Source organism: Spirilliplanes yamanashiensis, from assembly GCF_016863475.1.
Taxonomy (GTDB): Bacteria; Actinomycetota; Actinomycetes; order Mycobacteriales; family Micromonosporaceae; genus Spirilliplanes; species Spirilliplanes yamanashiensis.
Genome location: NZ_BOOY01000011.1, coordinates 52,767 through 75,164 on the forward strand (window position 1 = coordinate 52,767; position 22,398 = coordinate 75,164).

Sequence of the window (22,398 nt, forward strand, 5' to 3'; positions counted from 1 at the left end):
CCCAGCCTATCGGGGGTGGTCGCCGCCGGAGAGCTGGTCCACGGCGTGCGCGAGCAGCGGCCCGAGCACCGCCAGCCCGTCGCGCGCCCCGCCCGTCGACCCGGGCAGGTTGACCACCAGCGTGCGCCCGGCCACCCCGGCCAGCCCCCGGCTCAGCGCGGCGGCCGGCACGGCGCCCCGGCTGTGCGCCCGGATCGCCTCCGCGATGCCCGGCACCTCGTACGACAGCACCGCCCGCGTCTCGTCGGGCGTCCGGTCCGTCGGGCTGATGCCGGTGCCGCCGCTGGTCAGCACCACGTCGATCCCGTCGGCGACGGCCGCGCGCAGCGCCGCCCCCACCGGCTCGCCGTCGGGCACCACGACCGGCTCACCCACCTCGCACCCCAGCTCTCGCAGCCCGGCCACGAGCAGCGGCCCGCTGGTGTCGGTGTACACCCCGGCGGCGGCCCGGTTCGAGGCCACGATGACGCGGGCCCTCACGGCCGGTCCTCGGGGCGTACCCACTCGCCGGTCTTGCCGCCCTCTTTCCGCAGCACCCGCACGGCCTCGATCGCCGCGGCCGGGTCGACGGCCTTGACCATGTCGATGAGCGCCAGGCCCGCGGCCGCGACCGCGGTCAGGGCCTCCATCTCGACGCCGGTGCGGTCGGCGGTCCGGGTGGTGACGACAATGTCCACCGTGGACTCGCCCAGCTCCAGCTCGACCGTCACCCCGTGCAGGGCGATGGGGTGGCACAGCGGGACGATGTCGGGGGTCCGCTTGGCGCCCATGATCCCGGCGAGCCGCGCGACGGCGAGCGCGTCACCCTTGGGCAGCCCGTCGCGGCGCAGCAGGCCGACGACCTCGGCGGTGGTGGTGACCCGGCCGCCGGCGACGGCCCGGCGGGCGGTGACGTCCTTGGCGGTGACGTCGACCATGCGGGCGGCACCGCCGCTGTCGACGTGGGTGAGGGCGGCATCGTCGGGCACGACGGAGAGTCTAGGGCCTCGTCCCGTCACAGCCCGCGTAAAGCGGATAGCGGTCCGCAATGCGCAATGCCATGTGCCGGCATATCTCTTGGTCGAAGGTAAAGAATCGGCCGCCACCAGGCAGAATGGGCTCCCGCGACGGGAACCGGTCAGGGAATGAATACCGCAGGCTCGGCCAATCGGAACTTCCTGACGTAGCAGGCGCCATTTGATTGCACTCTGCTGCCAATCAAAAACGCTTTGTAATGGACCTTCGCGGGATTGCCGCATACTGCGCATATGGACAGCAAACGGTACCAACGGGAACGCCCTTGACGTACGTTCCTCGTGTCGCGACATACCCCCGTAAGCGGAAACCCCAAGCGGGTTCACCCGAGACGTGAGGAGAAGGCCATGCGCGGAAACGAGTGGAACTGACCACAGCTCCGACGCCCCACGCACTTCAACCGCCTGAGCGCCGGCACTACGCTGAACGTGCTCGGTGGCGAGAGGACGGGGTGACCGTAACCAGAAGCTCCAACGACGACGCGACCGATCGGCGGCTCCGGCTGCTCATCGGTCTCGTCGTCGTGTCGGCCGGCGGTGCCGCCGCCGTCCTGACCGCCGTCACGTCCGACCTGTGGCCCATGCCGGAGCTGTTCATCCTGCTGGCCCTCGCGCTGGCGATGGTCGTGACCAACCGGGTCCGGGTCGACGTCCGGATCGGCGGCAACAAGCACGGCATGTCGTGGAGCGAGGTGCCGGTCCTGGTCGGACTGGTCCTGGTGCCACCGCCCTGGGTGGTGCTCTGCGTGGTCGCCGGAGTGAGCATCGGGTTCGCCACCGCGCGGACCACCGCGCACAAGGCCGTGTTCGGCGTGGCCAAGGACTCGCTGGCGGCCACCACCGCCGGCGCCGTCGTGCTGGCCCTGGGCCTGCGCCCCGACCTGAACGCGCCGGCCTTCGACCTCGTCACGCTCGCGGCCGCCTTCCTCGCGATGAGCATCGTCGACGACCTGGTGTTCTTCCCGGTGGTCGGGTTCGCGTCCCGCACGTCCGTCCGCGCCATGTTCCTGCACAACCTCGGGCTGCGGATGCTGGGCCGGGCGATCCGCCTCGCCGTCGTGCTCGCCATCGTGTGGGCGATCGCGCTGGGCCGAAACCCGAGCATCCTGCTGCTCGTGCCCCCCGTGGTGTTCTGCGTCCACCTGTGGCACACCCACCGGATCCGCACCCAGCAGGAACGTGACGCCTGGCGGGAGCTGGCGCAGGCCACCGACGAGCTGAACGTCGTCGACCTCGAGGCCGTCCTCGCCTCCGCCGTCACCCGGGCGGCGCGCCTGTTCTCCGCGGACGAGACGGAGATCGAGCTGGCCACGGGCCGGGTCGTGCGAGGCTCGGCCGACGGTGTGACGACCGGCGGGGCGGTCCGCGACGGCACCACCGTCGACGCCGACCTGAAGGACCACGACGGCAGCCACCGCATCGGCACGCTGCGGCTGCGCATCCGCGGCTCGGTCGCGCTCACCGAGTTCGAGCAGTACAAGTTGCAGACCTTCGCGTCCGCGCTGTCCACCGCCATCCGCAACGCCACCGCGTACGCCCGGCTCGAGCAGATCGCCGAGGAGAACGCGCACGCCGCCACCCACGACCCCCTCACCGGCCTCGCCAACCGCCGCGCCCTCCTCGACCGCGTCGAGCAGGTCCTCGCCGCCCGCGCCGGCGAGGGCATCACCGCCCTGCTGCTCATCGACCTCAACCACTTCAAGGAGGTCAACGACACGCTCGGGCACGCCACCGGTGACACGGTGCTGCGGCATGTCGCGCGGCGGCTGGCCGGGGCGGCGCGGGAGCACGAGATGGTGGCGCGGCTGGGCGGGGACGAGTTCGCCGTGCTGCTCACCCGGTTGTCGGCGCCCGCGATGGCGTCGCACCGGGCGGACGCGCTGCTCGCCGCGCTCGATCCGATCATCGAGGTGGACGGCATGCGGCTGACCGTGGAGGCCAGCGGCGGCATCGCGCTGGCGCCCGGCACCGGCGGGCAGGACGAGCTGTTGCGGCGGGCCGACATCGCCATGTATCAGGCGAAGCGGACCGGGGTGCGGACCAGCGTGTACGTGCACGCCCACGACACCGCGGACCTGGGCCGGCTGGTGTTCGGCGGCGAGGTCAGCCGGGCCGTCGCCGACTCCGACTTCGCGGTCGACTTCCAGCCGATCGTCGACCTCAACACCGGCGAGGCGGTCGCGGCGGAGGCCGTCACCCGGTGGCCGGACGCCGGGGAGCTGGTCGACCAGCGGCGGCTGCTGCGCACCATCGAGCGGTCCGGGCAGTTGCCGGCGTTCGCGGCGGCGGTGCTGGAGCAGTCGCTGGCGGCCGCGCGCGCCTGGGGCGACGCCGGGTTCGACCTGCCCGTCGCGCTGAACGTGGCGCCGCGCAGCCTGCTCGACCCGGACTACCCGGCGGTGGTGCTGGACCGGCTCGCCGCGCACGGGCTGCCGCCGGACCGGCTGACGCTGGAGCTGACCGAGACGCTGGCGATCAGCCAGCTCGACACGGTGGGGCGGGTGCTGCGCGAGCTGCGCGAGGCCGGGGTGCGGCTGGTCCTCGACGACTTCGGCACCGGGCCCGGGTCGCTGACGCTGCTGTCGCGCCTGCCCGTGCACGAGCTGAAGGTGGACCCGGAGTTCGTCCGCACCGTCGACTCGGCCGCCGAGGTCACCGCGGTGGTGCGCTCGACCGTCGACCTGGCCCGCAGCCTGCACCTGACGGTCGTCGCCGAGGGTGTGGAGAGCGAGCCGCAGCGGCAGGCGCTGTGGGAGCTGGGCTGCGCCGCCGGGCAGGGCCGGCTGTTCGCGCGGCCGATGCCGGGCGGGAAGCTGCTGGCGGCGCTGCGGCGCGGCCACGACGGCCGGCCCGGCGCATTCGCGCCGACGCTGCACGACGCGGGCGCGGTGATCCGGCTGCCGCAGGGCCGGCGCCGGCGCGGCCCTCTGCCACACTTGCCTGCGTGATCGAGCGGCTGTCGCGCCTCGACCGGGCCCGCGACGGCCTCGTCGGTGACCTCCTGCTGTACTCGCTGTCGGCCGCGTTCGCGCTGGTCACGGCCATGACGTCGACGTTGCTGCCGCACCGGGCGTGGGGCGCCGTCGCGGTCTGGGGCTACGCCGCCGCCGCGGCCGCCGTCGTGGTCCAGCTCCTGCGGGGGTACGCCGGGCGGCTGCCCGTCCTCGGCTTCGCCGTCGCCTCCACCGTCGCGCTGCCGCTGGTGGTGCAGGCGGCCCAGCGCGCCGCGGGGCGCACCGATCGGGCGCAGGAGGAGGTCCTGGTCGTCGAGCAGGGCGGGCAGCGGCTGCTGGACACCGGCACCCCGTACCTGTCGCCCGACGCGATCGCGGCGCTGCCCGAGGGCGAACGGCTGCTCGGCTACCTGCCGTACCAGCCGGGCATGGCCCTGTTCGGGCTGCCCCGGGCGGTGTTCGGCGCGTCGTGGGCGACCGACGCCCGGGTGTGGTTCCTGCTGGTGTCGCTGCTGGCGCTGGCCGCCGCCGTCCGGCTGCTGGGGCACGTCCCGGTGCGGGCGCTGCAGTTCGCGACGGTGCTGCCGCTGTGCGCGCTGACGTTCGCCACCGGCGGCGACGACCTGCCGGTGCTGGCGCTGTGCCTGCTCGCGCTGGCGTGCTGCGCGGCGGGGCGGTTCGGCCTCGCCGGGGTGGCGGCGGGCGCGGCGGCCGCGCTGAAGCTGTTCGCCTGGCCGGTGGTCGCGGTGCTGCTGGTGCTGGCGCTGACGCACCGGCGCGGCCGGGTGTTCCTGCTCGGCGCGGCCGGGCTGCCGCTGCTCGCCCTGCTGCCGCCGCTGCTGGTGTCGCCCGAAGGCTTCGTCGAGAACGTCATCCGCTTCCCGCTCGGCCACGGCCAGGTGACCAGCCCGGCGCAGTCCCCGTTCCCCGGTCATCTGGTCGCCACCCACCTGCCGGGCGGGCGGGTCCTGGCGGCGGTGCTGCTCGGCGCGGCCGCCGTCGCCATCGGGGTGCTGCTGCTGCGCCGGCCGCCGCGCACCGCCGCGGCGGCCGCCGTGTTCTGCGGGTGCGGGCTGCTCGCCGCGATCCTGCTGATGCCCACCACCCGCTTCGGCTACCTGCTGTACCCGGCCGCCCTGCTCGTCTGGGCGCCCGCCCTGACCGCGCCCGCCCCGCTGCGTGACCTCGCCCGGTACCGTTGAGCCTTATGCAGCAGATGACCTGTCCGAAGTGTCACGGCGACATGCGCGTGTACGAGCGCAGTGGCGTCACCGTCGATCAGTGCACCGAGTGTCGCGGCATCTTCCTCGACCGCGGTGAGCTGGAGAAGCTGTTCGAGGCCGAGGCCAGCTTCAACGCCGGCCAGGCCCAGCCCGGGCCGCCGCGCCCGCAGCAGGCGCCCCCGCCGCCGGCCCCGCCCGGTGGTGGCTACCCGCCGCCGCCCCCGCCGCCGCCCGGCTACGGGCAGCAGCCGGGCTACGGCCAGCCGCAGCCCGGGTACGGCACCCCCGCCCCGGCCTACGGCCACGGCCAGCAGCACGGCTACCACGGCCACTACCGCAACAAGCGCCAGAAGAGCTTCCTGCACGGCCTGTTCGACTGACCGGCGCGCCGGGGCGCCCGCCGGGCGCCCCGGGCACCGCCGTGCGAGGCTCGGCGGCATGGCTTCCGCTGACGCCCTCGCCGACGCCCTCGCCGACGCGTACGACGGCCTGACCGCCGCCGTCGCCGGCCGCGGCGACGACGACCTGCTGCGGCCCACCCGGTGCCGCGGCTGGCTCGTCTGCGACCTGCTCCAGCACGTCCTGCTCGACGCCCAGCGCGCCCTCGTCACGCTGGCCACCCCGGCGGACGGGCCGCCCGACGTCGACCACGCCGGCTACTGGACGGCCACCCCGACCGGCTTCACCGACGGCCACGCCACGTTCGTGCGGCGCGCCGCCGCCGCGTACGCCCGGCCCTCGGGGGTCGTCACCGTCTGGCGCGACACCGCCCCGGCCGCCGTGCGCGCCGCCCGCGCCGCCGACCCGGCCGGGCACGTCGCCACGCAGGGACACGTGCTCACCGTGCCCGACTTCCTGGCCACCCTCGTCACCGAGGCCGTCGTCCACCACCTCGACCTGGTGGCCGACCTGCCCGGCGCCGGCGGTCCCGGCCGGGCCGCCACGGACGTCGCCCTGTCCACCCTGGACGCGCTCGCCGGCGGCCTGCCGAGCGCCTGGGAACCCACGGAGGCGCTGCTCAAGGGCACCGGGCGCGAGCCGCTCACCGGCGCCGACCGCGCGCTGCTCGGCGCCGCCGCCGGCCGCTTCCCGCTGATCGGCTGACCGCTACCAGGTGCCGTCGTCGCGCACCCGCGGCTGGTAGCCGCCCGCCACCAGGTTGACCAGGCCCTGGTCGAAGCTGTCGCCGAGGAACCACTCGCCGCCCTGGTCGAGGGCGAACAGCCGGCCACGCTCGTCGATCACGATCGGGTCGGACGTGTCCACGTCGCAGCCGATCGGGAACACCCGCGACCCGATCAGCCGGCCGAACTCCGCCAGGGTGTCGGCGCAGTGCGCGGACTCCTCGCCGACCAGCGCGAACGGCTGGATGCGGTGGACCAGGCCCGGCCCGCGCCGGTGGCACGACAGGAACGGCATGCTCGCCAGCGCCCGCGCGGCCGCCTCGAACGGCTCCAGCCGGCTCTCCAGGCCCACGCCCACCTTCGCGGCGGTCTCCTCCAGCCGGATCGCGATGAACCGTTCCATCATGTCCTCGGGCTCGGCCGTCCAGCCGCCGTCGGCCAGCGCCCACCCCACGTCCTCGGGGAACCGCCCCGGCTGCGGCACCGGCCGCGGCTCGATCCGCACCGTGCGGGCGGCGTGCACCTCGACCTGCGGCACCAGCGCGAAGTGCACCAGGCACAGCGCGCACGACCCGCACAGGTCCGCCGGGACGCCGCCCAGCTTGTCGCCGCGCTCGCGCACGAAGAACGACTCGAACGACGCCCGGTCCCGCATCGCCTGCCGCGCCTCGGCCAGCGTGACCGGCGCCAGCCCCTCGGCGGCGCGCAGCCGGTCGACCTCGTGCAGCGCGTCGGACAGCGCCACGATCTCCGCGTGCCGCTCGGCGCCGCGCACCAGCTCGCCCGGGGCGTTGCCCGCCAGCCACTGCGCCACCAGCGGGTGATGGCGCAGCTGCTGGTCGCCCTTCACCCCGCGGGCCACAATGAGCCGGCCGTCCAGCGTGACGTGCGCGGCCACGGTCGGCGTCGGCCGCCGCCGCGCGTTGCGGCGCAGCTCCAGCTCCGGATCCGCGGTCCTCACCGGCGCCACGATCGCCGCGTGCTGCTGCCGGTACATCTGCGCCACCGTCGCCGTCGGCACGCTCGGCCACGTCGACAGGCGGCCCGTCGCCCGGTCGATCACCGTCGTGCCGCCGCCCAGGATCGACCGGTCCGGCACCCGGCGCCGCGTCCACACCACGAAGCCCAGATCGAACTCGTCGACCACCGGCTCGAACTCGGCGCCCTCGAGCAGCGAGTCGCGCCGCGCCCAGCCCGCCGCGATCTCCTCGGCATCGGTACGCGTGATCATCTGGCGGCCTCCCGTCCCCGTCCGCGGCCGACCGTACCGGACCACGCGGGAACGCGTTGCCCGGTATGGTCGACGGCCGAGCGACCTTGGGGAGGTCCACTGTGGCGCAGACCGCCGACCGTGACGCCAACCGCGCGCTGCGCGCCCGCTTCGACGACGTGTTCGGGCAGTACCAGCGGCTGCGCGAGGGCATGGGCGACCTCCAGCAGCAGCTCGCCGCCACCAAGGTCACCGCGTCCTCGAAGGACCGTCTCGTGCACGCCACCGTCGGCCCCCGCGGCCAGCTCGTCGAGCTGCGCATCGAACCGCGCGCCTACCGCGACCACGAACCCGACCAGCTCGCCCGCCTCATCACGAAGACCGTCCAGGACGCCGTCGCCCAGACCACCGAGAAGGTCCAGGCCCTCGTCGCCGGCTACCTGCCCGCCGACTCCGGCGCCGCCGGGTTCCTGCGCGACGGCAACTTCGACCACCTGCTCAAGCGCCAGGACGCCCTCATGCGCCAGGACGGCGACCGTGCCTGACGGCGAGCTCAACCTCGAACCCGACCGCGCCCGCCACGCCGCCCGCGACCTCACCGCCGCCGGCCACCACCTCGGCGCCCTGCGCAACGGCCCCGGCGCCGCCCTCACCGCCCTCAGCAGCGCGCCCCCGTGGGGCAACGACGAGATCGGCGGCGCCTTCGAGGGCAAGTACCGCGGCATCGAGAACTCGATCATGGAGGCGTGGACGGCCCTCGCCCAGCACCTGCGCACCCTTGGCGAGCACGCCGCGCACAGCGTCGACATGAACACCCAGACCGACATCGAGGCGTCCCACCGGGTCGTCCGCACCCAGAAGCCCCTCTGACGCCATGTCGCTGCTGCCCAGCCCCATCCCGCACCCGCTCGACTTCAGCCCCTGGGACCTGCCCGACTGGGCGTACACCGCGCTGGAATGGGTCGTCGGCTTCGACTGGCCCGAAGGCAACGAGGCCGTCACCTGGGACGTCGCCGACCTCTGGTACCGCATCGGCGACGACCTGGCCCAGCCCGTCGACGAGTCGTTCGCCGCCGCCACCGAGTTCATCAGCGCCTACGGCGGCGCCGGCATCACCGTCGACGCGTTCAAGACCGCCTGGGACGACCTGTCCCGCGGCGACCAGGCCCCGCTGCTCGCCCTCATGCTCGTCGCCCACGAACTCGGCAAGATCGTCGAGGAGACCGGCTGCGACATCGAGGGCGCGAAGCTGGAGGCCTGGATCGAACTCGGCATCTTCGTCGCCGAACTCGTCGCCCTCGGCATCACCGTCGTCCTCACCCTCGGCGCCGCCTCCCCCGCCGCCGCGGGACTCATCGCGGCCACCCGCCTCGCCATCCAGATGATCTTCAAGCGGCTCATCGCCCAGCTCAGCAAGAAGGCCATCAAGCAGGGCATGAAGGAAGCCGCCGAACGCGCCGCCAAACAACTCGGCACCTCCGCCGGCCGCCGCGCCCTCGCCCGCAACGCCCTCCGCGAAGGCCTCGATGAAGCCCGCGAGGAGGTCTACACGCAGACCGCCATCCAGGCGTACCAGACGAGCAACGGCCGCCGCGACGGCCTCGACATCGCCGACATCGGCACCTCCGCCTGGGCCGGCTTCGCCGGCGGCGCCGCTTCCGCCGGCGCCGGGATCGGCGGCGGGAAGGGACTCGGGCGCGACATCGGCGGGGAGGTCCTCGGCGAGGTCGGCGGGAACCTCGCCGTGGGCAAGCTGCCCGGGCTCGAGGACGTGGCCAAGGGGGCCAGTTCGGGGGCTGTGAGCGGGGCGGTGGGCGGGGCGCAGAGTGATCTCAACGCGCTGCGGGACTCGATGCGGGGGGTGGACTCGCTGTCCGCGCCGCCGGGGGTGACGGAGTCGGGAGCGCCGGGTTCTCATCCGGCCTCGGCACCGGATGCCTCGTCGCCGTCTTCGCCGACGTCCCCCTCCTCCTCGCCTGCGGCCTCCTCGCCTGCGTCTTCCTCGTCGCCGGGTTCGTCGGTCTCGCCCTCGGGGTCGCCTTCGCCTTCGGCGGAACCGTCCCCTTCGCCGTCTCCCTCGCCGTCGGCTGCGCCTTCCCCTTCGCCTTCGGCGGATTCTTCGCCTTCGGCGGATCGTGGGACCGCTCCGTCGGCTGCGCCCGCGCCGTCGTCGGAGCCTTCTGCTCCGCCGTCTGCTTCTCCGGCTTCGTCTTCCTCTCCGGCCGAGGGTGCGCCGCAGCCTTCGGCCGCGACGCGGGGGAGCGACAGCGTCAACCTGTCGTCGACGGCACCGCCCGTCGAAGCGCCGGCTGCCGGTTCCACGGCCGGTTCGGCGGCCGGCTCCGGGCCTTCGCCTGCCGGATCACCGGCGGCGGGTGGCACGCCGGCCGCTCCCGCGCCGGGGCCGATGTCCGGCGGACCGGCGGGCCCGCCGACTGCGGCTCCGGCCGCGACTCCGGCTACCACCCCTGCCACGGTCCCCTCGGCGACGCCGGCCACGACCTCGACTCCGGCCTCGACTCCGACCCCAGCCTCGACCGCGCCGACGTCGCTGTCCTCGTCGTCACAGACCACCACCCCGGCTGCGAGCCCAACTACCTCTGCGCCGGCGACGACAGCTCCGACCACGTCGTCGCCGACCACCACCTCGTCGCCCTCGGCGACACCGCCGACCGCCACGCCGACCACCACCTCACCTTCCGCGACGTCAGCCGCCGGGCCCACCACCGCGGCGGCCGGGCCGGTCACCGCCTCGCCGTCGGCCCCCTCCGTTACCTCTCCGGCGGGCGGGGTAGGGGGCACGTCGCCCGTCGGCACGGTGCCTGTCGGTGCATCGTCGGCCGGGGTTTCGCTGGACAGTCCGGGGCCCGGTCATTCCTCGGGTGGCCCCGGGGCGCGTACCCCCAGCGGGGTTGATCCTGATGGTTCGCCGCCGCCGGTCGGCGACGGGTCGCGCGGGTTCCGGCCGGATCGGGACGATGCGGGGGAGCGGCGGTACTTCGCGGATGCCGCGAAGCGGCGGGCGCGGGAGCTGGACCGCGGCATCAAGGCCGAGGTGCGGCGGCTGCGGACCGACGCGCGGTACCACGGGGAGCAGGCGCGGCAGTTCCGCAAGGCGGAGAAGCTGGCCGAGCGGCAGGGCGACCGGCGCGCGGCGAACTGGTACCGGGATGCGGCCGCGCGGTCGAAGGGTCTGTCGGACCAGCTCGCGGACCGGGCGAAGAAGATCCGGAAGGGCGACGTCGCCATCCCGGTGATGGAGGTGCGCGGCCAGGACTGGCACCGGCTCAACACCGACGTCGGGGAGCTCGCGCCCGGCGGGCTGACCACGCCGCGGGACTCGGCGGTGCCCGGCAACGTGTCGGACCCGAGCGACTGGCAGCGCCCCTACGACCGGCCCGGTGGGCTGCGGATGCCGCTCGCCGAGCACCAGCTCGACGTCGAGCGGGCGGTCCCCCGGGGCGCGAACGGGCGGCCGGTGCGCGGCGTCGACCCGCGGGGCAGCCGGTACTTCGGGCTGATCAACGACGGTGGGCCCGGCGCGGACCCGACGCGCGGCATCAACTGCGTCGACTGCTCGCTGTCGTTCTTCGAGACGTGGTTCCACGGGCGGCCGCGGGTGTCGGCGCCGCGGACGTTCGACCAGTACCACGACGGCGACGTCAACACGCAGCGCAACGGCGAGCAGGGCGGCGTGCAGCGCGTCGAGACGGTGGCGAACGCCGTCCACGTGGCGCTGACCCCGCCGATCGGCCTCGGCCACCCGCCCGCCGACCAGAACACGATCAACCGCGGCCTCACCAACCTGTACACGGCGCTGCAGAACGGCGGGCCCGGCTCGTACGCGTTCGTGTTCTGCCGGTTCGGCAACGGCGGCGGCCACGCGTTCTCGGCGATCAACCAGGACGGCCGCATCCTGTTCGTGGACTCCCAGGTCGGCACCATCGCCGACCCCCTCGCCGTCGACCGCGACGAGCCGATCAAGAGTCTGTACGGCCACCGCGGCGTCCCCGACCCGGCGAACACGACCGAGCTGAGCGCGGTCGTCCTGAACGCGAACGGCAACGAGCAGTTCATCCCGGACAACTGCGGCATCCACCCGGAAAGCAAGCACTACCGGCCACCGACGGCTCAGCAGCCGCCGCCGTTCACGACCCCGCCGGTGCCGTCTGTGGTGCCGCCCGCGCCTGTCCCGCAGCAGCCTGCCGTCGTGGATCCCACGCCGAACCCGGCGCCGGCCGAGCCGGATGCGGTCGCGCCGGTCGCGCCCGATGCCGTGGCGCCCGCGCCGGTTCAGCCTGATCCCGCGGTGCCCGCGCCGACTCGCCCGGAAGCGCCCCCGCCGACCCGGCCGGATCCGCAGCCCATGCAGCCCGAACCCGACCTCGAACCACCCGCTTCCCCGGCGGAGACCCCGGTCGACCGTCTCGCCGTCCTCGACCCGACGCCGACCCCCACCACCGCACCCACGGATCCCGACCTCGACATCCTCCGCGTCCTCAACCCGGACCCGACCCCCACCCCGGACGCACCCCCGGCGGACCCGCGCCCGGACATCCACGCAGCCCTCAACCCGGACGGCCCACCGCCGACCACTCCACCCACGGAACGCCCGGACATCCACGCGGCCCTCAACCCCAACGGCCCGCGACCGGCCACCCCACCCGCCGAGCGCCCGGACATCCACAGCGCCCTCAACCCGGACCCGTCCCCCACCCCGGACGCAACCCCGGCGGACCCGCGCCCAGACATCCACGCAGCCCTCAACCCCGACGGCCCGCGACCGGCCACCCCACCCACGGAACGCCCGGACATCAACGCGGCCCTCAACCCCGAGGGCCTGGCCCTGGAGAGCCTGGTCGGCCCGCGCCCCGACGCCACCCCGGTCGCCGTACCGCCGGACGCCGACCCGTACCAGCAGACCACCCCGCCGCCGACCACGGCCCGGACCACCGCGACGGACCCCTACGCGGACGCCGACGCCCGCGCCGAGTACCTGCGCGCCGCCCGCGACCGCCGCCACCGGCACGAGGACGACCGCCGCGAGGACCGCGCCGGCTTCTTCGAGGAGAAGGTCCGCCGGCAGCGCGCCCACCTCGCCGAGCTGCGGGCCCGCGCTGAGGCGGCCCGCAACGTGGGCGACTCGTTCAAGGCGGACCGCCTCGACCGGGCCGCGGACGAGCTGCGCGCGGAGCTGGAGGAGTACGAGGACGAGGCGATCCGGCTGCGCCGCGGCCGCATCGAGACGCCGGTCGAGGTGGACGCGGAGGCGTGGCGGCACCTCAACACGGACGTGGGCACGCTCGTCGACCCGGCGGGCGGCACCCCGGTCGAGGCGTCGCGCGCCTACGACCAGCCGGGCGGCCTGCGGCGCCCGCTCGCGGTGCACCAGGCCGACGTCGAGCGCGCGGTCCCCCGCAACCCCGACGGCACGGTACGCCGGCACGCCGACCCCCGCGACGGCGACTGGTTCGGCCTGCTCAACGACGGCGGCCCCACCGCCGACCGCACCCGCGGCATCAACTGCGGGGACGCGGTGCTGTCGTTCGTGAGCACGTACCTGCACGCGAATCCGCTGGTCGCGGCCCCGAGAACCTTCGACGTGTACGACAACGGCGACCCCGACCGCCCCCGCGGCGCGGAACGCGGCGTCCTCGACCGCATCGAACGCACCACCGGCGGCCGCCTCCAGGGCCTGTGCCCCGACATGCGCACCGCCGACCCGGCCCAGGCGCAGCTGGCGGTGGACCTGGCGTACCAGAACCTGCACAACCACCTGCTCAACACCGGCCCGGGCGCCACCGCGATCATCGTCACGGAGACGGCCGACGGCGACTCCCACGCCTGGACCGCCGTCAACCAGGACGGCCGCGTCCTGTGGCTCGACCCCCAGCGCGGCACGGTGTCGGCGCACGGGCCGCTGTACTTCCACTCCGGCCAGGGACCGGCGGCGGGGACGACGGACACGAACGTCGTGGTGATGGACGCACTGGTGCTGGACGGGTCGGGGCGGTACGCGCCGCTGCCGCACCACTCGTCGGGCTCCTTCGGCACGGCGGAGCCGGAGGGCACAGCCGAACCGAGCGGATCGCCGGACCCTGACCGCGTGGTCGAGCCGCGACGTGCCGCGGCCGACGAGGGCAGTCCTGGCGGACCTCCACCCGCCGACGCCTCCGCGCACGAGCGGGAGCTCCTCGACGCTCTCTCACCCGATGAGCGGCGTGAGCTGGAGCGAGCAGTCACGGCGGCACGTCGGGTCGCCGACGAGGTGCTGGGCGACCTTGACGCCATCGCATCGCAGCAACGCGACTCCACCGGTGCGCCCGTCGCCCGCCTCGTCGACACCGAGCACCGGGTCAAGGAACCGGCCTCTCTGGCCCGCAAGTTCGTGACCGAAGGCACGATCGACGAGCAGCCGATGGACGCCTTCCTCGAGAGCGTCAACGACCGGGTTCGTTTCTCCGTTGAGACGAGTCATGCGTCGTACGGATCGGTCGTGACCGAGGTATTGGCGGATCTTCGCGCGCGCGGATACGCCATCGACTCCGTCAAGAATTTCTGGAAGGTCGGAAACCGCTTCAGCGGGGTCAATGTCACGGCACGAACGCCGGACGGATTCACCTTCGAGATTCAGTTCCCGACCGAGGCGTCGCGGGCTCTAGGCAAGCGGACTCATGCGGCTTACGAGACGTTCCGGCTTGACTCGCTGCCCAGCGAACAGCGGGTGGCGGCACTCCTCGAGATCCATCGGCAGACGACCGAGGCGGGTCTGCATCGAACGCTCCCGGCTGGGCTCGATACATTGCCGTCGGCGAAGGACAAGACATTCGCCCGCTGGACCGATTCGGAGCCGACCGTCTGGCAGAACTACCTCGCGGTGCTGCGCCGTGACGGACGCACCTTCGCGGACGTCGTGGCGGAACTCGGAATGACACCGGCGGACTTCCCCGGCGGCGAGAGATTGGGATTGGGTGACGACAGTGGGCTTCGGCTATCACGTCATATTGTCGAAACGGGGCGAGCACCTGCCGACGAGCCTGATCGCGTCTCAGATCCTCCCGGACCAGCCTCTCCGAGCGGTCGTGTGGAGCCGGCGGCACCGGGACTGGGTGTACGCCCCGGCCGTAGCGGTGACGGTCCTGACGGACGACGACTACGACGACCTGATTCAGCCGGTGGACCGGCAGACAGCGGAGCGCACGGCGACGGAGGACCTGGGAACGGTCCTGCCGGACGAGACGACGCTGGAGCGGATCTGCCAGGAGGGAGCCCGGTCGGGCAAGGTGTGGGGGCCACCCCGCAGCTGAATGCCGAAGATGGCGAGACGAACGCGCCGGGCGAGCACGTCGAGACGGAAAACGGCTTCCGCACGATCAATGTCCGTCCGGGCCAGACGCCCGGGGCTCTCGGACCAGCGTTCGCGCTGGGCGCCCACTACCTCGACGTCTTCGAGTACGACCACGAGGTCCGGCAGGCGGAGGCGCTCGGCGAGGCCTACGACGTCCGCGGTCTCGATGCTGCCCACGACCGCAACGACGGATCGGGCAATCCTGACGTGCTGGTTCGCGTCGACCCCGCTGACCTCGGCTCGTTCGCCGACCTCAAACGACTGGATCCTTCGGAGCCACCCACGGCCAAGGATCCGGACTACTCACGCCGCGTTGAGAAGCGCCTCCGCGCGCCGTTCGCTCAAGACCCGCGCATTACAGTCGCGGTGGTGGACGGCCGGGATGTCGGCCTGACTCATGACGGCGCTGTACGAGGCATCCGGCGGGCACTGGGCTTCTGGCGTCAGCAAGGCAGAAATCCTCAACCCGACCATCGGATGATCGTCATGACCGCGGACGGCAGTTGGATCACCTGGCGCGGGGATACAGGAGCAATCGATGTCGGTTCGTGAGCTGGTCTTCTTCGCCACTCATCGCCCCGCGGACGAGGTCGCCGATCTCCTCGCCGGCGCACTCGGCGGCACGGTGGAGCACCGCGACGGCAGCGCATGGCTCCTGGTCGACACTGCGCACCTGGTGGATGGGGCCACAGGCCGTTTCGGTGGGCCGCTCGTGGAGCACGACATCACCGAAGGCCGTGGCTCTGACGACGAATGGGAGGCATCGGATGCGTACCGTCTGGAGCTTCGGCTGTGGCAGGCGGAAGGGCCCCGGATCCACCCGGTAACAGGGCGCGACATCGAGGCGGATGCCGCGGGAACGGTCTTCGCTGCAGCGGTCGGCGCGGTGGCCGACGTACCGATCCTCCGGGTCCGCGACGACGACAAGCTGATCAGTGCCGCTCTGCCCGGACGCGGCGCCAGAACGTTCCCGGCCGGGACCAGCATCTACGACTGGGACGAGCCGCTCTGGGACGGCTACGTGGTCCGCAAAGAGCGCTGACCGTCAGACGATCGCCATGTCGACGAAGCGCGACAGGTGCAGCTGCGCCGCCACCGTGATCGTGTCCGTGGGCCCGTTACGGTGCTTGGCGACGATGAAGTCCGCCTCGCCCGCCCGCGGCGACTCCTTGTCGTAGTAGTCGTCGCGGTGCAGCAGGATGACCACGTCGGCGTCCTGCTCGATGGAGCCGGATTCACGCAGGTCGGACAGCTGGGGCCGCTTGTCGGTGCGCTGTTCGGGGCCACGGTTCAGCTGGCTGACGGCGATGAGCGGGCACTCGACCTCCTTGGCCAGCAGCTTGAGGCCTCGGGACAGGTCGGCGACCTCCTGCTGCCGGCTCTCGGTGCGCTTCGGCGACGTCATCAGCTGCAGATAGTCGACGACGATGAGCTTCAGGTCGTGGCGCTGCTTGAGGCGGCGGGCCTTCGCCCGGATCTCCATCAGGTTCATGCTCGGGGTGTCGTCGCAGAAGATGGGCGCCTCGCTGATCTCGCCCATGCAGCGCGCCAGTTTCGTCCAGTCGTCATCGGACAGTTGGCCGGAGCGCAGCACGTGCAGGGGCACGCGGGCCTCGGCGGACAGCAGTCGCATGACGATCTCGATCTTCGACATTTCGAGGGAGAAGATCGCACTGGCGCAGTTGGCGCGGATGGCCGCGTTGCGCGCGAAGTCCATGCTCGCGGTCGAATTGTGTGTCGGGATCATGGTGCGCCCGGCCAGGTAGAGCTTGTCGGCGTTGTCGATGGAGACGCACTTGACGGGGACGCTCGCCACCGGCCGCACATCGACGATGTAGCGGCTGGACGTGCGCGCGTCGCCGGCGCCGCGCCGGCGCTGCTTGTGCAGCAGGGCTTTGCGCTGCAGCCGGAACACGTCGTCCGTCGTGGTGAAGTTCAGGGTGTACGCGGTGGAGGAGTTCGCGCTGCGGCCCGACACCTGCCGGGTCGTAACGGTGCATCGGTAGCCGAGACCGACGATCAGCTCCCGGACGTCATCGGCGAGGCGCCGGGATGTGGATGTGTACTGACAGTTGCCCGTCGACGTGACGGTGCCGTCGGTGTCGAGCAAACCGGCCAGGAGGGCGCGGCGCTGAGGTTCCGAGGATCGGAGGTACGTGGCGGGGATGTGCTTGTCGTTCAGCACGCCCAGGCTGCGAAGCTGCGCCGTGACGGAACCGGACACGGCATGGCACTCGCGGCACCTGCGGCCGTCATTGCCCTTCCGCATGGCGGGCGAGGGCTCTCCGCAGTCGGCACAGACGGCGACAGAGGCTGCCACGCCGAGGCGGCGGGCCCGAGCAGCGCACGACATGCCGCAGGTCGTCGCGCCGAGGCGCCGGGGCGCGAAGCCGTCCCCGCACACGACGCAGCGGACCTCCGAGGGCGTCTCGGGCTCGGCGAGGCGAATGGCGTACAGCAGTGGACCGCTGGGCTCGACCCGGTAGCCGTCTGCCTCGATGTGCCACGCCACCTCGGGGTCGGCCGATGTGATGCGCGCTGCGGCGCTGTGGCCGTCACCCAGCCACGCCCCGAGCGTGTACGGGCCGATCGGCAGCGACGTTTCCGGCAGCTCGAGCGGCAGCGCGTTGCGAACGGAGTGGTTGACGCGCCGGTCGGCGGTGTCCGTGCGCACGGTGGCCGCGATCTCGGCCGTGGTGCGCACCTGCGCCGGCCGACCGTACCGACGGTCCTTCCGGTCCTGCGTCGCCCAGAGGTGCGAGCCGTCGGCGACGATCGTCGAGCCGTCCGAGAACTCGACCTCGAAGCAGGGCCGGTCGATCATCACCTCGCTGGTGGCGATCACGGCCGTGGGTCGGCCGTCGGCACCCATCAGGCGGTCCCCCACGGCGACCTCGCCCATGGTCGTCCAACCGGTCGGGGTTGCGAGCGGAGTGTCGAGGGCCAGCGCCTTTCCGAGGCCGGGGCGGCCGGCGACGATGATGAGCTGGCCGGGGTGCAGGCCGCCGAGCAGACGGTCCAAATCGGAGAAACCCGTCGGTACGCCGGTCATCTGGCCGCCGCTGGCGCCGATGGCCTCGATCTCGTCGAGCGTCGGCTGCAGCATCTCGGACAGGACGGCGAAGTCCTCGCTGACGCGGCGTTCCGTCACGTCGTAGACGGCCTGCTGGGCCAGGTCGACGATGTCGTCGACGTCGCGGCCGCCGTTGCCGCCGGTGCCGTACCCGAGCTGGACGATCTTCGTGCCGGCCTCGACCAGGCGGCGCAGGACGGCGCGCTCCGAGACGATCCGCGCGTAGTACGCGGCGTTGGCGGCGGTCGGGACGGCGGCGATGAGGGTGTGCAGGTACGGCGCGCCGCCGATGCGGCCCAGGTCGCCGGAGTCGGCGAGGGCGGCGGCGACGGTGATGGGGTCGGCGGGCTCGCCGCGGCCGTACAGGTCGAGGATGGCGTCGAAGACGGTGGCGTGGATGGGCCGGTAGAAGTCGTGGGACTTCAGGATCTCCACGACGTCGGCGATGGCGTCCTTGCTGAGCAGCATGCCCCCGAGGACGCACTGCTCGGCGGCCACGTCCTGTGGCGGGGTGCGGTCGAACTGGCCGTCGCGCGGTGGCTGAGGGCCGCCGGGACCACCGCCTCCGGGTCCGCGGTCGCCCGCGGGCCGGGCGTCCGGCCGTGCGTCGTCGGTGATCGACACCGCTCCCCCTCCGCTCGCCCACCCTCGCCGATCATTCAACCGGCCAGGTACGACAAGAACAGTCGCCCGGGCGAAAGAGGTCAGCGTAGGTAACCGGGACTCAGCTGCCCAAACACCCCGGTGGACGAGTCTCGGGACAACCTGTGGACAGCCCCCTTCGGGCGTGTGCGCGAGGCTGTGCACAACCTGTGGAAAACCGTTCGGGGGTACGGTGGCCGGCACCGTTGAGCTGCGGCATCATCGTCCCCAGCGTGTGGAGGCAGGAAAGTCGACGTCGATCGTGACGAACCTGTGTCCACAGGCATTGCGGATGCGTCTCGGAGCGGTCACGCTTTCCAGGTGGACTATCGGGAGTGGGATCACGGCTCGCGGCTGCCCCGCGATCGTCGCGATCCCGACATCCCGGGCGAATCTGCGCGCGTCCGTGACCTGGAGCCCGGCGTGCAGTGGGGCTCCGGCTCTCCCGCCGACACCGGCAGCCTCGAACCCACCCCGGACGCCGTCGCGTGGGCGATGCGCGCCGACCAGTGGGCCGCCCCCGGCACCCCCGACCCGGCCGGCCCGTGGAGCGACGCCGCGTCGCGGTTCCCCGAGGTCCCGGCCCGCCCGGCCTTCCCGCCGGACGGCATCGGCTGGCGCTCCACCACGGCCGAGTGGCGGTCCACCACCGAGCGGGCGCAGTGGCGCACCACCACCGAGTGGCGGTCCGGCGCGGGCGGCGGCGCGTACCGCTCGACGGTCGAGGCCCACTGGCAGACCAGCGACGGCGGCGATCTCCGCCGGCCGCCCACGGAGCCACCCACCCGCCAACCGGCCATCTCGGGTACGGCATGGCCGACGCCCCCGGACGCCGAGCCGCAGCCCGACGCGGGCGCCGCGTGGCAGCAGCCCGCCGACCCGTCCCCGCGGCCCGGCGCGGCCGGTGGCACGGCGTGGCAGCAGCCCGGAAACCTCGCGGGCTCCTGGCAGCCGGGAGGTGTCCAGCCGCCGCCGGGCGGCGCGGCACCCGCCGACAGGCAGGGCGCCGGCTGGTCCGAGGCCGGGCAGGCACTGCAGGGCGACGGGCTCGCCGGGTCGTGGAGTCCGGGCGCGGCGACCGGCTGGGCCGGCGCCGGGACGCCGTCGTGGGGCGCCGCGGCGGCGGGTGACGCCGGGGAGCGCGCCGGTGGCCGCCGCCGGGCGCCCGAGGGCCCCGCGGGCGATGCGGCATCGCAGCAGCAGGGCTGGGCGGCGGAACCCGCGCCGCAGGCCGGCGCCGGCTGGGGGACCGAAGCGGCACCACCGGCCGGCTCGGGCTGGGCAGGGAACGGCCGGGCCGGTGAGGGCGCGGGAAGCGGCTGGGCGGCGGGGAACGCCGCCCCGGGAAGCGACTGGTCCGGCGGCACCGCCGCGGCCGGCGGCAGCTGGACCGGCGGCACGGCCGCCGCGGGTGGCAGCTGGACCGGCGGCGCGGCTGCGCAGCCTGGCGGCGGCTGGTCCGGCGGTGCCGCTGCGCAGCCTGGCGGCGGCTGGACCGGTGGCGCTGCCGCGCAGTCCGGCGGCGGCTGGACCGGCGGCGCCGCTGCGCAGCCCGGCGGCGGCTGGTCTGGCGGCGGCGGGCCCGCTCAGGAGTCCGGCTGGACCGCGTCCGGCCCGGCGGGTGCCGCCTCCGATGCCGCCGCACCGCGGTGGGCGGACGCGCCGGCTCGGCGCGACGTCGGCGGCCAGCGCGAGGGCTGGGCCGGCGGCGCAGCCCAGGAACCCGCCGCCTGGGGAACGGGCGGCCAGGACCTCCGTGCCGGCGGCGGACCCCGCACCGTCGACGACGGTCGCAGCGGCCCCGCCCCCGACTCCGGCTTCTACGGCTTCGGGCCGACCCCGGCCCCTCCGGACCGCACCTACGGCGAGGCGCGTCCCCAGGACCCCGCCCCGGGCCCGGCCTGGGCCGATCCGGCCCGCCGAGAGCCCGACGACACGGGCGCCGGGTGGCGCGGCGCCCCCTCGGCAGGGGCCCCGGGTGCCGCGCAGGCCGGCTGGGGTCAGGCCGCCGGGCCGGCGACGACCGGCAGCTGGCAACGGCCGCCCGCCGGCGGCTGGGCGCAGCCGGCCACGGACCACAGCACCTCGTGGAGTGCGTCGGGTGGGCTCGACCCGGCCCGGCACCTGGTCCGAGAGGACGACCGCGCGCGCTGGAGCAGGGACACGACGACCGGTGGCGGCGGGCGGCGGCGGGCGCCCGACACGGCGGCGCCGCACTCCGGCACGGGCTGGTCCTCGGACAGCGACGGCGACAGCTGGGCCGGCCACACCGACACCGGCAACCTGCCCGTCTACACGGGCGGGGACTCGTGGCGCGAGCCGGCGGCGCCGGGCGCGGGCTCGTGGCGTACCGATGCCGAGGACTGGTCCACGACGCAGCCGGTGGATCCGTGGCCGGCCGGCTCCGGCGACGGCGGCCGGTGGTCGCGCACGGCGGCGGACGACACCGGGTCGTGGTCCGGCGGCGCCGCACCCGGCTGGCAGGACCGCACCGCGCCCGCCTGGACCGACAACGACCGCCGCGAGCCGGGCGACGACACGCGCGGCCGGCGGCGCGCGGGCGAGTCGTGGCAGGCCAGCGCGGACACGAGCACGTTCGACGCGCCGTCGGGCCGCGCCGCGATCGGTCCCGGCCCGGCCGCCGCCCGCCGGGCCGCGTGGGAGACCGAGGCCGAGCGGGGCGGCTGGGCCGCGGCCGACGACTCCGGCAACGTGTACGGCGACACCCGCCGCCCGGCACGCGACGAGGGCCCGAGGCGCACCGCGTACGGCGCCGCGTCCGGCGGCTGGGGCGACGACCAGCGCGACGCCCCCCGTGCCGGCGACGGCTGGCAGTCGGGCCGGGCGGCCGAGGCGTTCACGGACACCCCGGGCCGCCGGTCCCGCCGCGCCCCCGACGACCCGGCCGACACCGGTTCGTGGCAGCGGCGCGCCGAGCCGAGCGGGATGCGCAGCATCGAGGCCGCCCCCGGCGGCGACGTCCGCCCGTCGGACACGGGCTCCTGGCGCACCGACGACCGCGACCGCACCGAGGGCCGCGACCGCGCCGAGGGCCGGGGCGGCTACCGCACCGACACCGGTTCCTGGCGCTCCGACGACCGCACCGTCGACGACCGCCCCGGGCGCTCCGACACCGGCAGCATGCGTGCGGCCAAGGCCGGCCCCCGGCCGTCCGACACCGGCTCGTGGCGCAACGACGCCGAGGAGCAGTGGGACGACGACCGCGCCGACGGCCGCTACGAGACTCGCCGCCCCGCGCCGGGCCGCCCCGGCCGTCCCGACGAGGACCGCACCGACCCGCGCACAGATCCGCGCACAGATCCGCGCGCCGGCACGGGCCGCGCCGAGACCGGCCGCCGGGACACCGGCGGCATGCGCGCCCTCGAGGCCGGCCCGGCCGGCACCCGCCGCCCGTCGGACACCGGTTCCTGGCGCACCGACGACGACCCGGGCCGCGGCCGCCCCGCTACCGGCCGCGCCCGCCCCGACACGGGCTCGTGGCGCACCGACACGGGCACCGGCCGCTCCGACACCGGCTCCTGGCGTTCCGAGCTGGCCGCCGAGGCGGGCGAGGACCGCCCCCGGCGCGACGCGTACCCGGGCGAGGAGCGCCCCCGGCGCGACGCGTACCCGGGCGAGGACCGCCCCCGGCGCGACGCGTACCCGGGCGACGACGCCCCGACGCAGCGGATCCAGGCCGACGGCTTCCAGCGCGACGGCGGCCCGCCCGCCCGCGGCAGCGCCGCCTACCGGGGTGGCGGCGACGCCGAGACCACCGGCGACTGGCGTCGTGACCTGGCGGCGGAGTCCC

The 22,398-nt window shown here is 74.5% G+C and carries 12 protein-coding genes and 2 pseudogenes; 10 read left to right on the plus strand and 4 right to left on the minus strand.

Annotated features, from left to right (window positions below):
- Nucleotides 1-6: 6 nt before the first annotated feature.
- Complete coding sequence (locus Sya03_RS09560; protein WP_203937860.1) at nt 7-504, minus strand: MogA/MoaB family molybdenum cofactor biosynthesis protein; 498 nt, start codon at nt 502-504, stop codon at nt 7-9.
- Nucleotides 477-968 (minus strand): cyclic pyranopterin monophosphate synthase MoaC, encoded by a 492-nt coding sequence (gene moaC / locus Sya03_RS09565; protein WP_203937861.1) that lies wholly within the window; start codon nt 966-968, stop codon nt 477-479. The genes Sya03_RS09560 and moaC overlap by 28 nt, the downstream gene beginning before the upstream one ends.
- 626 nt (nt 969-1,594) lie before the next feature.
- Between moaC and Sya03_RS09570 the strand changes: the two genes are divergently transcribed.
- From Sya03_RS09570 to Sya03_RS09585, 4 genes are read left to right on the plus strand one after another with little or no spacing between them, the layout of a single operon-like run.
- The gene (locus tag Sya03_RS09570; RefSeq protein WP_370872133.1) at nt 1,595-3,961 is read left to right on the plus strand and encodes a putative bifunctional diguanylate cyclase/phosphodiesterase; all 2,367 of its coding nucleotides are present in this window, start codon (nt 1,595-1,597) and stop codon (nt 3,959-3,961) included.
- Nucleotides 3,958-5,169: a glycosyltransferase 87 family protein gene (locus Sya03_RS09575; RefSeq protein WP_239107264.1), complete on the plus strand. Its 1,212-nt coding sequence runs from the start codon at nt 3,958-3,960 to the stop codon at nt 5,167-5,169. Before Sya03_RS09570 ends, Sya03_RS09575 begins: the two co-directional genes overlap by 4 nt.
- A gap of 5 nt (nt 5,170-5,174) precedes the next feature.
- The gene (locus Sya03_RS09580) at nt 5,175-5,570 is read left to right on the plus strand and encodes a TFIIB-type zinc ribbon-containing protein (RefSeq protein ID WP_203937863.1); all 396 of its coding nucleotides are present in this window, start codon (nt 5,175-5,177) and stop codon (nt 5,568-5,570) included.
- A gap of 58 nt (nt 5,571-5,628) precedes the next feature.
- On the plus strand, nt 5,629-6,294 hold the full coding sequence (locus Sya03_RS09585; protein WP_203937864.1) for a maleylpyruvate isomerase N-terminal domain-containing protein: 666 nt from the start codon (nt 5,629-5,631) through the stop codon (nt 6,292-6,294).
- A gap of 3 nt (nt 6,295-6,297) precedes the next feature.
- Here the strand turns inward: Sya03_RS09585 and Sya03_RS09590 are convergent, their stop codons facing one another.
- The gene (locus tag Sya03_RS09590; RefSeq protein WP_203937865.1) at nt 6,298-7,545 is read right to left on the minus strand and encodes an SUKH-3 domain-containing protein; all 1,248 of its coding nucleotides are present in this window, start codon (nt 7,543-7,545) and stop codon (nt 6,298-6,300) included.
- Between the two features lie 101 nt (nt 7,546-7,646).
- Here Sya03_RS09590 and Sya03_RS09595 point away from each other — a divergent pair, with 101 nt between their 5' ends.
- From Sya03_RS09595 to Sya03_RS09610, 5 genes and pseudogenes are all read left to right on the plus strand, one after another.
- Entirely contained in the window at nt 7,647-8,069 is a 423-nt protein-coding gene (locus tag Sya03_RS09595) for a YbaB/EbfC family nucleoid-associated protein (protein ID WP_203937866.1), read from the plus strand.
- Nucleotides 8,062-8,394: a hypothetical protein gene (locus Sya03_RS09600; RefSeq protein ID WP_203937867.1), complete on the plus strand. Its 333-nt coding sequence runs from the start codon at nt 8,062-8,064 to the stop codon at nt 8,392-8,394. Before Sya03_RS09595 ends, Sya03_RS09600 begins: the two co-directional genes overlap by 8 nt.
- 4 nt (nt 8,395-8,398) lie before the next feature.
- Nucleotides 8,399-8,881 (plus strand): annotated as a pseudogene (locus tag Sya03_RS31950) (WXG100-like domain-containing protein); the annotation flags it as partial.
- A gap of 24 nt (nt 8,882-8,905) precedes the next feature.
- Nucleotides 8,906-15,424 (plus strand): toxin glutamine deamidase domain-containing protein, encoded by a 6,519-nt coding sequence (locus tag Sya03_RS09605; RefSeq protein ID WP_203937868.1) that lies wholly within the window; start codon nt 8,906-8,908, stop codon nt 15,422-15,424.
- On the plus strand, nt 15,411-15,914 hold the full coding sequence (locus Sya03_RS09610; RefSeq protein ID WP_203937869.1) for a hypothetical protein: 504 nt from the start codon (nt 15,411-15,413) through the stop codon (nt 15,912-15,914). Before Sya03_RS09605 ends, Sya03_RS09610 begins: the two co-directional genes overlap by 14 nt.
- Before the next feature lie 3 nt (nt 15,915-15,917).
- Here the strand turns inward: Sya03_RS09610 and dnaB are convergent, their stop codons facing one another.
- The gene (gene dnaB / locus Sya03_RS09615) at nt 15,918-18,569 is read right to left on the minus strand and encodes a replicative DNA helicase (protein WP_203937870.1); all 2,652 of its coding nucleotides are present in this window, start codon (nt 18,567-18,569) and stop codon (nt 15,918-15,920) included.
- Between the two features lie 441 nt (nt 18,570-19,010).
- Between dnaB and Sya03_RS09620 the strand changes: the two are divergent.
- Nucleotides 19,011-22,398: pseudogene (locus Sya03_RS09620) on the plus strand (hypothetical protein); the annotation flags it as partial.

Bases quoted from the DNA above. Each gene is read 5' to 3' on its own strand.
- Sya03_RS09570 (WP_370872133.1), top strand. From the start codon at position 1,595: ATGCCGGAGCTGTTCATCCTGCTGGCCCTCGCGCTGGCGATGGTCGTG.
- Sya03_RS09580 (WP_203937863.1), top strand. From the start codon at position 5,175: ATGCAGCAGATGACCTGTCCGAAGTGTCACGGCGACATGCGCGTGTAC.
- Sya03_RS09585 (WP_203937864.1), top strand. From the start codon at position 5,629: ATGGCTTCCGCTGACGCCCTCGCCGACGCCCTCGCCGACGCGTACGAC.
- Sya03_RS09590 (WP_203937865.1), bottom strand. From the start codon at position 7,545: ATGATCACGCGTACCGATGCCGAGGAGATCGCGGCGGGCTGGGCGCGG.
- Sya03_RS09605 (WP_203937868.1), top strand. From the start codon at position 8,906: ATGATCTTCAAGCGGCTCATCGCCCAGCTCAGCAAGAAGGCCATCAAG.
- Sya03_RS09610 (WP_203937869.1), top strand. From the start codon at position 15,411: ATGTCGGTTCGTGAGCTGGTCTTCTTCGCCACTCATCGCCCCGCGGAC.